This window comes from Kitasatospora sp. NPDC096140, from assembly GCF_040303045.1.
Classification (GTDB): Bacteria; Actinomycetota; Actinomycetes; order Streptomycetales; family Streptomycetaceae; genus Kitasatospora.
In genome coordinates, this window is the sequence record NZ_JBEOUW010000029.1 from 19,766 (window position 1) to 34,377 (window position 14,612).

The window sequence follows — 14,612 nt, forward strand, 5'->3', positions numbered from 1 at the left end:
GGTCGGGCCGTCACGCGAAGCGCGAGCTCCGGACCGGGCCGGCCGAGCCGATGCGGTCGCGCGGGCCCGCGGCGGGCCAGCCGGTGGCGCGGGTGACGAAGGCCGTGAGGACGTCGTCCCCGTCGGGCGGGGTCTGACCGTCCCCCTCCGGGGCGGTCGGAGCGGCGGCCAGGATCGCCTCGGCGAGCTCCTCGGCCGAGCGCCGGTCGGGCCCGGCCTCCTCCGGTTCGCCGTCCTCGCCGAACTGCAGGCCGGGCTCCCACGGGGCGTTCACGATCTGCCCCAGCAGGGTGGACACGTCGGCCGTGACCGCGGGCGGGTCGGTCCAGCAGGTGGCGTGCTCGAAGAGCAGCTGGCCCTCCGCCCGTTCGCGCAGCTGCGCCACCTCGGCGGGATCGCACTCGTTCAGGTCGTACGCGACCACCAGCACGTCCGGCTGCCCCGGCCGGAACGGCGCCGCCGGCACGCCGAGCAGCTGCGCCGCGGCCAGTCCGAGGGCCCGGCTGCCCCGGTCGGTCAGCAGGGCGACCGACGCGGGCTTGCGGCCGGTCGCGGCCAGCACGGTGCACAGGCGTTCCAGACCGTGGCGGCACTGGTCGAAGTCGTCCTGCAGGTAGGCCCAGCGGCCGGTCATGCCCTGGTCGTACCCGTGCGGGGAGAGGGTGGTGAGCAGGCCGCCGGTGAGCACGTGGTGCCAGCCGCGCAGGTCCCGGTCGTCGGCGGGAGGCAGGGCCGCGGCCCGCTCCAGCATCCGCCCCACCCGCTGCCCCGGGCCGACCCAGACCCCCTCGGAGGCCGACAGCGCCTCGTACACCTCGCGGGCCAGGGATATCCGGCCGGCCATCAGCGCGTTGTAGACCGTCAGGTACCGGTCGGGCCAGTCGCCGAGGCGGGCGTCGTGCTCGCGCAGCACGGCCAGTGCCTCGGTGTGCCGCTCGCAGCCCTCCAGGGCGGACACCAGCTCCAGCAGGACCTTGCGCAGACCGGGCTGTCGGCCGCTCTGCTCCTTCTGCTCCTTGGGCTTGCGGCGGAACAGGCCGGTGCGCGCCGCGGGGGTGGGCGGCGCGGGGGCGGGCGGTGCCTGGACCAGGCGCAGCGCCTCCCGCAGCGCGGGGACGGCCACCGCGTCGATGCCGCGCTCGACGCAGGCGTAGCCGTAGGCGTACAGCCGGTCGGCCTGCCCGGGCCCGGCCGCCAGCGCTGTCGAAGCCTCGGCCAGGTTCTCGAAGCCGGCGCCCCTGGCCAACTCGGCCACCAGCGCCGCGGTCTCGGCGGGCGGGAGGCGGTCGGCGGCGGAGCGCAGCACCCGCATCGATCCCTGCGAGTCACCGGACTCGAAGAGCTTCCGGGCTTCGGACAGTTCGGTGGCCATGTGTCTCCGGGGTTGGGGTGTCAGGACCCCAGGATGATCGTCGACGGGCCGCCGCCCGGGCAACCCGGTTTCCGCCGGCCGTCCGCCGTGCACCTGCCGGCGGTCCGCCACGGGCCCGCCGACGGTCCGCCACGGGCCCGCCGACGGTCCGCCACAAGGACCCGGACGGTCAGCTCGCCGCGCTCCCCGCCCGGGGAGTGATGACGGGAGCCGTCCGGGAGGCGGCCCCGGAGGCGATGAGGCTGCCGAGGAGGTTCAGCGCCTCCTCCGCCGGGCTTCCGGGCGGGGCCGTGTAGATCACGAGGAGGTGGTGGGCGGCGCCGGGGACCTGGAAGGACTCGTAACCGAGCGTCAGCTCTCCGACCGCGGGGTGCCGGAAGCGCTTGGGACCGTGGGTCTTCTCGTGGACGTGGTGGGTGGCCCACAGCTTGCGGAAGGTCTCGCTGCCCAGCGACAGTTCGCCGACCAGGCGCACGAGTTCGGGGTCGTGCGGGTGGCGTCCGGCGGCCATGCGCAGGATGCCGACCGTGGTGCGCGCGGCTTCGTTCCAGTCCAGGTGGATCTCTCGCGCGTCGGGGTCCAGGAAGATCCGGCGGGCCATGTTCCGCTCGCGCGGCGGGAGGTTGGGGAAGTCGGCGATCAGCGCGGCAGCCGGTCCGTTCCACGCCAGGACGTCGTTGCGCTCGTTCATGATCATGGCGGGGGCGGTCGGGACGGCCTCGACCACCTGCCGCAGGGTGGACCGCAGCCCGTCCGCCCGTCCACCGGCTGCTGCCCTCGCCGCGGCACGGCGGGGCGGCCGGGCCAGGTCGTACAGATGGGCGCGCTCGGCCGGCCCGAGCCGCAGCGCCCTGCCGAGTGCGTCCAGGACCGCGTCGGAGGGCCGGTCCGCGCGCCCCTGCTCCAGGCGGACGTAGTAGTCGGTGCTCAGCCCGACGAGCTCCGCGACCTCCTCGCGGCGCAGGCCGGGCACCCGGCGCCGGCCGGTCGCCGGCAGGCCCGCGTCGGCGGGTGACACCAGGGCTCGCCGGGCGCGGAGGTAGTCGCCGAGGCTGCCGGCGATCATGATCGGGTCGGCCATGCGCCCCAGTATGGGGGGCGTCGGCAGGGGTGCACCGGTCGGAAGGTGGCCCTGTCAGTCCCAGGGAACGGCGCTCTCTTCATCCGCCGGTGCCGGTTGCGAACGATCGAGGGCATGTCCACACCTTCCTCTCTCGATGATCACGGGCGCGGCTACTGGCCCACGGTGGTCGCGGTCGGGTCCGCCAGCATGATGCTGCCGTTCTCCGTGACCGGGGCCGCCGTGGCCCTGCCGAGCATGGCCGCCGACCTGGGCTCCTCGGTCGGTGCCGCACAGTGGATGCTGAACGCCTTCAACATCACCTTCGCCGCGCTGCCGCTCGCGGCCGGCAGCCTCGCCGACCGGCTCGGCAGGCGCCGCGTCCTGCTGACCGGCATCGCCCTGGTCGGAGCGGTGTCCCTGCTGGTCGCACTGGCACCCTCCATGGCCGTGGCCGACGCGGCCAGGGCCGTCCAGGGGTGCGGGGCCGCGGCCGTGCTGGCCTCGGGAGCGGCGGTGCTGGCCCACTCCACGTCCGGACGGCGCCGGCAGCTGGCCTTCGGCATCCTCGGCTCCTCCTTCGGTACGGGCCTGGCGATCGGGCCGCTGCTCGCCGGAGCGCTGGTCGAGGCGGCCGGCTGGCGGTCGGTGTTCGTCCTGGTCGCGGCGATGTCCGTCCCCGCGTGGCTGTGCGCCACCCGGGCCCCGGAATCCCGCAACGCCGCCCGGCCCGCCCTCGACGTGGCCGGGCTGGTCGCCTTCACGGCCGGCCTGGCCTGCCTGTCCTTCGCCTTCGTCCGGGCCGGATCCGCCGGCTGGAGCGCGCCGAGCACCCTGCTGCTGCTCGCGGCGGCCGTGGCGCTGGTCGCGCTGTTCGGTGCGGTCGAGGCCCGGCTGGGGGAGCGCGCGATGTTCGACGTCCGCCTGTTCCGCAGGCCCGGATTCGTCGCGGTGGTCTGCCAGCCCTTCACGGTCACCCTGGGCTTCGTCATCCTGCTGGTCTACCTGCCCGCCTACCTCCAGGGCGTCGCCGACCGCACCGCCGTGGCCGGCGGCCTGCTCCTGCTGCCGATGACCGCCCCGGTCCTGCTCCTGCCGCTCGCCGCCGGTCACCTGGCCGCCCGCACCTCCGTGCGAACGGTGCTGACCTGTGCCTCCGCACTGATCGCGGTCGGATCCCTGCTCCTGGTGACCCTGCACAGCAACGGATCGTGGGCGGAACTGGCGCTTCCCCTGCTGCCCTTCGGCGCCGGCGTGGGACTGGCGTTCGGGGTCATGGACAACGCCGCCGTGAGCACCGTCCCGGTCCGGAACGCCGGAGCCGCGGCAGGCATCTTCAACACGATGCGCATCACCGGCGAGTCCGTCGCCGTCGCGGGCGCCGCGGCCCTGCTCACCACGCTCACCGCCACCCGGCTCCACGGCAGCGGCCTCCCCTCCGCCTCGGCAACCCGGATCGCCGGGCGAGCCGTCCAGGGACAGGTGGCCGGAGCGCATCACGCAGCGCTGGCAGAAGGTCTGACCAGCGCCTTCCACACGCTCGGCCTCGTCCTGGCGGCCCTGTCCGCGCTCGGCGCGGTCCTCACCCACCTCGCGCTCGCACCCCACCGCACTGCCGAGCAGCCGTGACGCCGCCGCAGCCCTTCGTGTCAGAGCGGCCGGATAGGTTGCGGGCATGGAGACGGGTGTGGAGAGCGTGCGGGCCGACTACGAGCGGCTGGCCCAGCGGGTCCGTAACGAGCTCGCCGCGGCCGGGCTGCCGGTGGTCGCGCCCGGACCGGCCGTCGAGGTGGCCGTCGGTGCGGAGGTCATCGTCGACATGGCGGACCTCCTCTTCTTCGGCGAGGGGGATCCGGAAGTCGTCGTGACCTGGAGGGTCGGCCCGCAGCTGCGGAGCAATGTCATCGCTGACGCCAGGCATCAACGAGGGGTCACCGCGGCGATCCGGCAATGCGGAGAGGTCGAGGCCGCCATGGCCGACGCGGTGATCGCGATCCTGTCGGCGGCCGGATTCACCGCCCGGAACCACGGCAACGACCTGAGCCCGTTCGATGTCCAGGTCCTCGCCGGTCCGCAGCCCGGCCGAAGGCCGGGCTGGGCCCTCCCGGATGAGAGCCCGATTCCGCCCGTCGGCTCCGAGGCCGGCTGACCTGCGGGTCGACGGTCCTGAGGGGCGGGCGGCTGCACGTGACAATGGGAGACACCTGTGCGGGACGGCTTTTCCGATGGATTCCTGACGCGGCTGGCACACGAGACGCATCCGGTGGACCTGATGTGCCTCTACCTGGTGCACGGCTCGGTCGAACGGATCCCCGGCCTCCTGGCCGATCCGGAGACACTGTCGTTCGAGTACCTGAGCCGGCACGTCCCTGCCGAGAGCCGCGCCGGCCACGGCGACGCGGACACGTTCTCGCTCTGCATCAGGAACAGGGTCCACGGGCGGCTGTACGGGCTGGAGTTCAGGATCCACTTCGTCGCCGGTGAGCCGTATGCCGACGCGGTGATTCCGTTCGGTGCGCCCGTCGGCCTGCCCCGCTTCATGCACCACCTCCGCGGGAACCACGGCTCGGGGGGAGCCCCGGGCGACTGGGACTTCGAGGTGTACACCGACGTGCGTGATCTCCGCGAGAGTGTCGTGCTGTTCGGGAACAGGCGCGAGGTCTGGTTCCAGGTCAACCGCGGCCCGGTGGTGGCCGGCCGGTCCGCGGTCGTACCGGGGAACCGGGGCCGGCTGACGACGGGCCGTCTGCACGGCAACCTGTTCGGGGCGGATGCCCGACTGCACGCGGGCGGCGTGCTGTTCCCGGACCGCCTCGCCGACGTCGAGGCCGTCACGGCCGAGGCGCGGGCCTACCGGCGGTACGTGGCCAGGCTGCGCGATCCGCTGCCCCTGCGGGCGGGCCGGCCGGGCAACCCCGGGTTCGGCGCCGCGCGTCGGCCGCGCGCCGTGCGTTGATCGATGCCGGGTCGCGCGACCGCGTGGCCGGGCCCGGGTGGGTGCGGCGCCGCGGACGACGCCGAGGGGCCCGGTGCGCGTGGTGTGCGCACCGGGCCCCTCGGAGGTGGTCCCGGTCGGCCCCGGATTCGGCTTGTGGCGTCCGTCGCGGGGCGTGCGGGTGACCGGCGGGTGTGGGGCCGGTCAGTAGTTGTGGTGGATCTGCCAGTAGGCCCAGGCGGCGTTCGGGCTGCCGTAGCGGCCGTTCATGTAGTCGTAGGCCCACTTGATCTGGGTGGAGGCGCTGGTCTTCCAGTCGGCGCCGGCGGAGGCCATCTTGTTGCCGGGCAGGGCCTGGCCGAGGCCGTAGGCGCCCGAGGAGGCGTTGGTCGCGGTGACGTTCCAGCCGCTCTCGTGGGAGATGATCTGGCTGAAGGAGGCGAGCTGGTCGGCGGGGACGATGCTCGCGGCCAGCTCCTGCGGCGTGCTGGCCGAGGCGGCGGTCGGGACGACGGCGGCGCCGATGACGGCGATGCCGGCGGCGGCGGTGAGCAGGGCGGCGGACTTGCGCATGCGGGTGGCGATCACGGGCATGTGGGAGTTCGACCTCAATCATGGGGGTGCCTCGTCCCGCGGCTCGGCCGGCCCGGCAGGGCCGGCGGGCGGGAGTCGACACCGGGGCGGTCACGGATGGTGACCGCCGGCGGAAGGTGCGGCAGTGGATCGGACCACCGCCGCAGCTGGCGACTCAGCCATTGTTAGCGGGCTCGGGGGCCAGGTCCAAGGGGTGCCCGCTACGACGCGGCGTCGTAGCCGCGCCGGGTGGACGTGCCCTGCGGCGGCCGGCTCGCTACCCGCCATTCAGGCGGACAAACCTGGCTTTATTCGGACATTTAGGTCGATGTTCGCCGGTTTGTGCCGGGAAATGGTGGGGCTCAGGCCGCAGGCACGGCAGCGCGGCGGAGGCCGTGGCTGGTCGGGCCGACACCGGCGGCGGGCCGGGGCGAGTGATCCACTAGGAACGGTAGGAGGTGCCCGGAGCGCGTGACAACCGTCACGGGCCGGCCCGCGCCGACACCCGGCCGGAGGGGATCCAGCTCACATCGCGGTGACGGTCGGCAACCACCCGGTGGCGCCGGCTCGCGCTCGCCGAGGCATGCGGGAACCGCAGGAGATCGTCCGCTGCCGGGTCGACGTCACTGGCCCGGGACGGAGGCGGGAGGCCGGCCGGGCCCCGGCCGGTACGGCCTATCCCTTGGCCAACGTGTCCCGCAGCCGTACGTGCCTGAACTGGTACACGGCCCCCACCTGCTGCAGGACGCCGCGCTGGTGGGCGTCCTGGAGGAAGCGCATCAGGCGCCACGGAAGGCGACCCCACAGGGCGTGGCGGACACGGACGACGCTGTACGCGCCCCAACGGGAGGCGAAGAGGACGCCCAGCGGGAGTGACACCACGGGCGCGGCCTGGGAGTAGGCGACGGGTAGGCCGGTGTCGGCGAACCCGACGCCGAGGTGTACGGCCGCGGTGGCCAGGAGGTGGTTGACGGCCAGGATCCCGGCGAACGTGGCCGCGAGCAGGGCGAGTGAGGACCGGCGTTGCCGGCGCATCAGACGGTGCGGGTCCATCGCCTCGGCGTCCACCTCGCGGCGGCTCTGGACCAGCTGGACGACCTGGAGGGGAAGCATGGTCAGGTACGCCAGGCCCCCGAGGGCCAGCAGTGGCAGCGGCATTCCGCCGAATCCGTGACCGGCCCACCCCAGCAGAAGGAAGGCCACGCCGCCCAACAGCGAGCCGAGCACCACGCCCAGAGGATCCATCCCGATGCCGCCGAACCGCTGCCTGTTCGAAGCGCCCAGTCTGGCGATCACGCCGCACGACAGGCCGACCGTCCCGATCGATCCCCACAGGAAGCCCCAGGGCACGCCCGAGCCGCCGATCAGCCGGGTGGCCGTGACGACCAGCGCGAACCCGGCGGTGACCGTCAGCCCGATGTCCACGCCGGTGACGCCCGGCGGCCGGTAACTCTCCAGACGCCACCAGGCGAGGTCGTTGCCGCCGAGTCTGATCGACTCGCGGGCCAGGAAGGCGAGCCACCGCCGGCTCTGTTCAGGGGTCCACTGCCGCCGCCACCAGGCCGGGGCGTTGCGAGCCACGGGGCCGGTGTCGAAGACGGTGGGCACCAGGTTCGAGAGGAGGTGGTCGGCAAGCCGGTCGGCCGTCGCGGTCCGGGCGAGTGCGGCCAGAGCGGCGGGCTCGCGGCCGCTTCCGGCGCCGTACACGGTTCGAGCCAGTGCGAGCAGCGCGGGGTTGGCCAGTGTCCGCGCGAGGGGCCCCTGCGGCTCGTCCTGCAGGAGGTCGAGCACGTGCCGCCAGCGTGCCTGCTGCTCGGAGCCGCCCGGCGCCGTGAGGTAGCGGCGTACCGCCTCGGGACCGACGGGGCGGGCCCGGATCACCGCGGCGCCGGGAACGGCGAAGCCCTCGTGGTCGAGCGCGTGGTACTCGGCGGTGCGGCAGGTCAGTACCAGCGGGGTGCGGTCGTCGAGGATCCGGTTGATCCCGCGGAGAGCCGCGGCGCGCCGCGCGGCCGGCAACTCGTCCAGGCCGTCGAGCACCGGCAGGATCAGGTGGGAGTCGAGCAGCTGCGCGGCCCTCTTCAGGCCATGGCGCCCACGCCCGAGCGTGGGGTAGTCCTCGGTGAGCCGACGGTGCATCCAGGTGGTCACGTGCTCGGTGGCCGGGTCCCAACTGTCCAGGGCCAACAGGACGGGGACCGGCTGGTCCGGCCGGCGGTCGGTGAGCAGTCCGAGGAGCAGCAGCACGGCCGTACTGGTCTTGCCCGCACCGGCCGGGCCGAGGATCACCAGGCGGCCGGGGCCCTCCAACCGGCGGAAGTAGCCCGGGAGTTCGGCTCCTCGGGCAGGTTCAGGCCGGACGGTTCCGGTGGCCCCGCCGTTCTCGGTGTCCCAGTCGACGGGTATCGGCTCGCCGCCGAACAGACCGCGTATGGCCGCCTCCGCCCGCCACTGTGCGTCGACCGCGCGGGCCAGTCGACGGGCTGCCTGGGTCACGTGGTCGTCTGGTTCCACGTGGACGTGGGTGATGTGGACGTCACCGACCTCGCCCGCCTGGACGACGACGTCGGCGTTCCCCGAAAACCTGTTGTCCACCTTGCGGTCCACCACGCCCGTTCCCCCATCTGGTCGGCGCCGCTGGGCGGCATGCTCCCACAGGAGGAGCACACGGCGCCCGGTTTCGCCGAGTTCCCCACGGGGGCGGGCGGCCGACGCCTACGGTGCGACGAGCACCGCGACGCCCGTCACGCGGTCGGCGGCGAGGTCCGCGAGTGCCGTGTCCGCCTGGCGCAGGGGGTAGCGGGTTACGTGGACCGCCGGGCGGGTGCGGGCCGCCTCCGCGAGGAACGCCAGGCCGTCGGCCCGGGTGTTGGCGGTCACGCTGCGCAGCGTCCGCTCCTGGAAGAGGTGCCGCTGGTAGTTCAGGGCCGGGATGTCGCTGAGGTGGATGCCGGCGACGGAGAGCGTGCCGCCGCGGTCCAGGGCCGCGAGGGCGACCGGTACGAGTTCGCCGACCGGCGCGAAGAGGATGGCGGCGTCCAACGGCTCCGGTGGCGGGTCGAAGGAGTCACCGGCGAAACCGGCGCCGAGCTCCAGGGCCAGGCGCCGCGCGTTCGCGCCTCGGGTGAACACGTGCACGCGGGCGCCCCGGGCCAGGGCGACCTGGGCGGTCAGGTGCGCGGAGGCGCCGAACCCGTAGATGCCCAGGAGTCCGCCCGCCGGCAGCTGTGCCCGCTCCAGGGCCCGGTAGCCGATGATCCCGGCGCACAGCAGCGGAGCCAGTTCCTCGGCCGGCGGGCCCTCGGGCAGCCGGTAGGCGAACCGGGCGTCCGCGGTGACGTGTCCGGCGTAGCCGCCGTGCCGGTCCCAGCCGGTGTAGCGCGAACCGGGGCAGAGGTTCTCCCGCCCGCTCCGGCAGTAGGCGCAGCTGCCGCAGGTCCCGGCCAGCCAGGCCACCCCGGCCCGGTCCCCGAGGGCGAAGCCCTCGACCGCCGGGCCGGCCGCCCGTACGCGCCCGACCACCTCGTGCCCCGGCGTGCACCGGGCCGTCCGAGGGGCGAGGTCCCCCTCGGCGAGGTGCAGGTCGGTGCGGCACACGCCGCAGGCCTCCACCTCCAGCAGGATCTCGTGCGGCCCGGGGGCGGCCAGCGGCCGCCGTTCCCAGACCAGCGGCGCCGGGTGTGCCGGGCCGATCGGCCCGGGGCGGTCCACCACCCAGCCCTCGGTCGTCCCCGGTACGGCGCCCGCCGTGTTCATCGCTGCCTCCCGCCTGCCCGCCGCCTGTCCGCCGTTCGGCCGACGGGGTCGAGCGGTCACGAGGGTGACGGGGCCGTGCGGGCAGCGGTCGGTGCCCGGCGCCAGGCCCGGGGCTGGTCCCGACCGCCCGTCGTCCGGTTGCCCCGCCTGCGGCTGCTACCTCCAGCGTGCGCCGCGGACGGCAGCGCCGCAGGACGGCGGAACCGCGGGCCGGCCGCCGACTGCGGTGGTCGCCCCGCGCGGCATCACGCGCGGCGTCACGCGCCGGCCCCGGAGGGCGCTGCTGCGCCGGGGGCCGCGGGCCGGAGCCGGGTGGTGGCCTGCCACTCGCGCGGGGACATGCCGTACGTCGTCCGGAAGGACCGGCTGAAGTGCGAGGGGCTCACGAAGCCCCAGCGGTGGGCCACCGCCGAGATGGCCGGCATCGTCCTGGCCGGACGGGACAGCTCGCGCCGGCAGCGGTCCAGCCGTTCGCGCTGCACCCAGCGGCCGACCGTCGTCCCCTCGGCGCGGAACAGCTTGTGCAGGTAGCGCACCGAGATGTGGTGCGCTTCGGCGATCCGGGCGGGCGAGAGGTCGGGCTCGCCCAGGTGACGCAGGATGTAGTCCTCGATCCGGGCGAGCATGCCCCGCGCGGCCTCCGGGGGCTGCCGGACCGCCCGGCCCTGACGCTCGCGGACCAGTACCGCCAGCAGGTCGGCGGTGGTCAGGGCGAGCCGGTGTCCGGTGCCGGGGTCGAAGTCCGCCGCCTGTGCGGCGAGCCGGTTCAGGTAGCCGGCGATCAGCCCGGAGGTTCCCGAACTGCCGTTGAACACCGTCCCCGTGACGGCCCGCAGCTCGTCGTCGGTCACCCCGAGGGCCGCCTTGGGCAGCCGGAACGCGGTGAAGCGGAAGTGTTCGGGATGCTCCCGCCGGTAGGGACGGCCCGCGTCCGAACAGGTGAAGGCTCCCGGTCCCACCAGCGCCTGCCGGCCGTCCTGGGTGAGCCGGGCGGTGCCCCGCTGCTGGAGGGTGACCGTCAGGAACTCCGCGCCGCCCTGGGAGATGCGGCGCCTGCTGCGTGACACGGTCTGCGGGCCCGCCTCGACCTCGGATATCCGGAGCGGGCCGAGGCGCCGGCTGGTGATCGTCCCGACCGGGCAGACGTCCTCGTGCGCGATGAGGTCGAGCGGGACGAACGTGCCGGACACCAGCGCGTGCCAGTGTCCGGCGCGGTCGCGGGGTGACGTCGCGGGGGACGTCGCGGGGGACGTGTGCGGGGGCAGGGTGACGAGGGTGACGGACATGAGGGCTCCGGGCGCAGTGCGGGTGGTTCTCCCACCCACTCTCGGGCCGATCGGCGCCCCGGCCATCCGTCACATGACTTGCGTCGTCACAGACCGGGCCCCGGGCCGGCCTCCCGCTCCACGACGTCGCGCAGCTGGCTGCGCGAGGTCACGCCGAGGGCCGGGAAGACCTGGTAGAGGTGGGTCCCGACGGTCCTGGGCGACAGGAACAGCCGCTCGCCGATCTGCCGGTTCGTCAGGCCCTGCGCGGCGAGCCGTACGATCCGCTGCCGCTGCGGGGTCAGGGAGCGCAGCGCGCTGTGCCGGGCCGTCTCGACGGTGATGCCCGCCGCCCGCAGTTCCGCCTCGGCCCGTGCCGCCCAGTGGTCGGCGCCCAGTCCGTCGAAGATCTCACGGGCCTTCGTCAGGGCCGTCCGGGCATCCGCGATCTGCCGCTGCCGCCGCAGCCACTCGCCGTACTCCAGCCAGACCTGGCCCCGTTCGAACGGCCAGCGCTGACCGGCCGGATCCTCCAGCGCCGCGCGGAAGTGCGCCCCGGCGGCGGCCGGTTCGGCCAGCAGCGCGGTGGCCCGGAGCAGGATCTGCCGCAGCCGCGCCGAGGCTCCCGCGCCGACCGCGGCGCTCACCTGCTCCAGGGCGGCCCGGGCCGGCCCGGCGTGTCCGGTGAGGACGGCGGCCGCCGCGTGGTCGGCGACGGCGTAGCACGACAGGTGGTAGTGCACCGGTGCGCCCGAGCCGTCGAAGACGGAGCTCAGGTGCAGGTGGGCGGCGTGGTGGTCACCGAGGGCGGTGGCGGCGAGCGCGGCCGCCCGGCGGGCCCGGACGACGGTGGCGAGCGCCCGGGCCGGCTCGGTGACGGCCAGTGCCGCCGAGGCGTGGCGCAGCGCCGTCCCGGGCTCGCCGGTCACGGCGCACACGGTGGCGAGGGCGGTGAGTGCCCGCGCCGAGCCGAGGTTGCGGTGCCCGGCCAGGAAGCGTTCCGCGAGCCGTTCGACGCCCAGGCGTGCGTCGGCCCACCGGCCGCAGTCGAAGTTGGCCCAGGCCAGGTCCGCGGCGGTCATTCCGGCGTGGAAGTCGGCCGCGTCCTCCCACTGCGGATTGACCATGTCGCCGAGCAGGCTCACCGCCGTCTCGGTCTCGTCCAGCAGCATGCCGAGGACACCGAGGGTGTGCGTCTCGGTCGGGATCAGGCCGGGTGCGGCAGCGGCCGCGGGGAGCAGGGCGCGCACGGTGTTCCCGTGGGTGAAGGGGTCGGTGACGCCGATGTCCCACAGGTGGAACGGCCGGCCGAGCGCCTCGCCGCCCTCCGCCGCGCGGGCCGCCAGCATCGGCCGGATCCGCTCCCGCTGGGCGGCGATGCCCGAGTGGTAGACGATCCCGGTCGCGATGGTGGACACGTCCTCGGCGAGCGGCCCGGTGGCCGGCACCTCCTCGCCGACGACGAGGGCGAAGGCCCGTTCCAGACGCAGCATCAGCATGGCGACCAGCCCGTTCATGGCACTGATCCAGCTGGTCGCGGCCGGATCGGGAGTGAGGTGCGAGGCCTGGGCGCCGAGGGCCTCGGCCCGGTCGAGGTCCCCGACCAGGACGGCGGTGTAGGCGGCGGTCGACAGGAGCCTGGTCCGCTGGCCCGTGTCCGGGTGGAGCTGGGCGGCCCGTTCCAGACCGGCCAGCGCTTCGGCGACGGCGCCCCGGCCGAACGTGCGCATGGCGGTGGCCTCCAGGGTCGCGGCGACCGCGGCGTCGGGGGCCACCGTCGCCGCCGACAGCTGCCAGGCCCGCCGGTCGGGGTCGCCGGCGAGCGCGGCTGCCAGCGCCAGGTGCGCGCGCCGCCGTTCGGCGAACGGGACGGCGCCGTAGACGGCGGAACGGACCAGCGGGTGGCGGAACTCGATCCGGTCCGCCCGCACGTGCACCAGCCCCGCCTGCTCGGCCGGCAGCCACACCTCCATGTCGGAGCCCGGCGGCAGTGCGGCCAGGACGTCCGACAGGGCAGCGCCCTCCGCCGCGGCCGCGATCAGCAGCGCCTCGCGGGTGGCCTGCGGCAATCCGTCGGCCTGGGCGGCGAAGGTGCTCTCCAGCAGGTCGGTGACCGGCACCGGCCCCATGGGCGGGAGCCGACCGTCCCGCGCCGCCTGCCGGGCCAGTTCGATGAGCGCGAGGGGGTTGCCGGCGGCGGTGGCCAGCACCTGGCGCCGGGCCGGGCCGGCGGGCGGCTCGGGCTGCGCGACGAGCAGTTCCTCCGCCTCGGCCGGGGACAGCGGAGCGACCACCACCTGCGGCACCGTCGAGTCCAGCCAGTCGGGCCGGTGGGTGCCGCGGGCCGCGACCAGCAGTGCGATCGACTCGCCCGCGAGCCGGCGTGCGAGGAAGCCCAGGACCTGGCAGCTTCCCGGGTCGAGCCACTGGGCGTCGTCGACGGCGAGCAGCAGCCGGCCCGTGGACGCGATCTGGGAGGCGAGCGTCAGCACGGCCAGGCTCACCATCATGGGGTCCGGTGGGGTGAGGTCCTCACCGAGCCCGAAGGCACCGAGCAGGGCGGCCCGTTGGCGGGCCGGCAGGCCGTCGACCCCGTCGTCGAGGACGGGCAGCAGGAGCTGGTGGAGGCCGGCGAAGGCGAGTTCGCTCTCGGCGACGCTGCCCCGCACCCGCAGGACGCGGGCGTGTTCGCGTTCGGCCTCCTCGACCGCGGTGTCCAGCAGCAGGGTCTTGCCCACCCCCGCCTCCCCGAGCAGCAGGACGGCGGGCGACGCCGACCGGGGGGAGAGCGCGTCGGCGATGACCGCCCGCTCCTGTTGACGACCGATCACCATGGAACTCCTGAAACCGTGTGACGAAGGCGGGACCATCGTCAGTTCGAACGAACGGACGAGGTGCACGAGCGTCGGAGCATATCGGTCATTCCGTCGGGCGGTCCGGTCGCGGACGGTGGGCCGCCCGACCGGTGTCAGTGCGGCGTCGCGGGAGCCCGTCGGACGGGTGCCAGCTGGTCGAAGCAGTAGTAGACGGCGAGGACGGCATGGGTCGCGAGCATGGCGACGGGGCTGAGGTAGGCGATCCCGACCGTGGCCAGGTAGGCCAGGCCGCCGAGGCCGAAGCGGCGCATCGCGGCGTTCACGTCGGCCCGGGGGACGGGGGTGCGCAGGGCGCGGGCGTCGCGGGTGAAGGAGAGGAACAGCAGGGTGAAGGCGAGGCCCATGGCGACCATGGTGGCCGCGTAGACGGCGGCCGCGGTGTGGGCGTCGGTGTCCTCCGCCGTGAGGTAGGTGGCGAGCAGGCGGGTGGGGAAGGGGATGACGGAGACGGTGAGGAGGAGGAAGAGGTTGGCGAAGAGGGTCCGCCGGTCGACGCGGCGCGCGAGTGCGCACATGGCGTGGTGGTTGATCCAGATGATGCCGATGACGAGGAAGCTGACGAGGTACGCGAAGTAGGAGGGCCACTGGTGGGCCAGGGCCCCGGCGAGGCTCTGGCCGTGCAGGCCGTCGGGTTCGGGAACGTTCAGGTCCAGGACGAGCAGGGTGATGGCGATGGCGAAGACGCCGTCGCTGAAGGCCTCCAGACGGGCGGTGCTGAAGTCGGTGGAGTCCCGGCGGGACGGATCGGGTGCGGGGGTGTTCATGGGGTCTCCGG

At 74.7% G+C, this 14,612-nt stretch carries 11 protein-coding genes; 3 read left to right on the top strand and 8 right to left on the bottom strand.

Annotated elements, in window-relative coordinates:
* Positions 1 to 10: 10 nt before the first annotated feature.
* A complete protein-coding gene (locus ABT048_RS27000) occupies positions 11 to 1,372 on the bottom strand; it encodes a hypothetical protein (RefSeq protein ID WP_350524099.1) in 1,362 nt (453 codons plus the stop codon).
* Between the two features lie 169 nt (positions 1,373 to 1,541).
* Entirely contained in the window at positions 1,542 to 2,453 is a 912-nt protein-coding gene (locus ABT048_RS27005) for a helix-turn-helix transcriptional regulator (RefSeq protein ID WP_350524100.1), read from the bottom strand.
* Positions 2,454 to 2,567: 114 nt separating this feature from the next.
* On the opposite strand from ABT048_RS27005, the gene ABT048_RS27010 reads away from it, so the two are divergent.
* The 3 genes from ABT048_RS27010 (at position 2,568) to ABT048_RS27020 (ending at position 5,388) form a co-directional block, all read left to right on the top strand.
* Entirely contained in the window at positions 2,568 to 4,061 is a 1,494-nt protein-coding gene (locus ABT048_RS27010) for an MFS transporter (protein ID WP_350524101.1), read from the top strand.
* A gap of 67 nt (positions 4,062 to 4,128) precedes the next feature.
* Entirely contained in the window at positions 4,129 to 4,581 is a 453-nt protein-coding gene (locus ABT048_RS27015) for a hypothetical protein (protein ID WP_350524102.1), read from the top strand.
* Positions 4,582 to 4,704: 123 nt separating this feature from the next.
* Positions 4,705 to 5,388 (top strand): hypothetical protein, encoded by a 684-nt coding sequence (locus ABT048_RS27020; RefSeq protein ID WP_350524183.1) that lies wholly within the window; start codon positions 4,705 to 4,707, stop codon positions 5,386 to 5,388.
* Positions 5,389 to 5,571: 183 nt separating this feature from the next.
* Here ABT048_RS27020 and ABT048_RS27025 read toward each other — a convergent pair whose 3' ends face one another.
* From ABT048_RS27025 to ABT048_RS27050, 6 genes are all read right to left on the bottom strand, one after another.
* Positions 5,572 to 5,961, bottom strand: a complete 390-nt coding sequence (locus tag ABT048_RS27025) for an aggregation-promoting factor C-terminal-like domain-containing protein (RefSeq protein ID WP_350524103.1) — start codon at positions 5,959 to 5,961, stop codon at positions 5,572 to 5,574.
* Positions 5,962 to 6,615: 654 nt separating this feature from the next.
* Complete coding sequence (locus ABT048_RS27030) at positions 6,616 to 8,550, bottom strand: hypothetical protein (RefSeq protein ID WP_350524104.1); 1,935 nt, start codon at positions 8,548 to 8,550, stop codon at positions 6,616 to 6,618.
* A 105-nt stretch (positions 8,551 to 8,655) separates the two neighbouring features.
* A complete protein-coding gene (locus ABT048_RS27035) occupies positions 8,656 to 9,696 on the bottom strand; it encodes a zinc-dependent alcohol dehydrogenase family protein (protein ID WP_350524105.1) in 1,041 nt (346 codons plus the stop codon).
* Between the two features lie 257 nt (positions 9,697 to 9,953).
* Entirely contained in the window at positions 9,954 to 10,982 is a 1,029-nt protein-coding gene (locus tag ABT048_RS27040) for an AraC-like ligand-binding domain-containing protein (protein WP_350524106.1), read from the bottom strand.
* Positions 10,983 to 11,068: 86 nt separating this feature from the next.
* Positions 11,069 to 13,795: a helix-turn-helix transcriptional regulator gene (locus ABT048_RS27045; RefSeq protein WP_350524107.1), complete on the bottom strand. Its 2,727-nt coding sequence runs from the start codon at positions 13,793 to 13,795 to the stop codon at positions 11,069 to 11,071.
* Between the two features lie 134 nt (positions 13,796 to 13,929).
* Positions 13,930 to 14,601 (bottom strand): TMEM175 family protein, encoded by a 672-nt coding sequence (locus ABT048_RS27050; RefSeq protein WP_350524108.1) that lies wholly within the window; start codon positions 14,599 to 14,601, stop codon positions 13,930 to 13,932.
* Positions 14,602 to 14,612 lie beyond the last annotated feature (11 nt).